At 63.3% G+C, this 248-nt stretch carries 1 pseudogene; it reads left to right on the top strand.

The annotated features are described in order from the left end of the window. Positions 1-248 (top strand): annotated as a pseudogene (locus tag G8O24_RS44890) (hypothetical protein); the annotation flags it as partial.

Genomic DNA, 248 nt, shown 5'->3' with positions numbered 1-248 from the left:
CGCCGCGCCTGTGAGCGCCGAAGAGGCTTACGATCCCTGGCCGGGCCTGGTGCAGGATATCCTCAACAACCGTCCGATGAACGACGGCGCTGACGTCATCGCCATCGAGATGCCCTATCGCGCCGAGCAGCGCGGCGATCAGGGGCAGGCGGCGTGTGCATCCCATCATGGTCGTGGTCTCGCGCGGTCGAAGCAGTGTCAGGCAAACGAGGGTAGCGCGCCTGCTACTCCCATTCAATTTCAGAAAA

The organism is Bradyrhizobium campsiandrae (genome assembly GCF_014529705.1).
Classification (GTDB): domain Bacteria; phylum Pseudomonadota; class Alphaproteobacteria; order Rhizobiales; family Xanthobacteraceae; genus Bradyrhizobium; species Bradyrhizobium campsiandrae.
The sequence above is the reverse complement of the archived record's forward strand: the minus strand, read 5'-3'. Positions and strand labels throughout refer to the sequence as shown.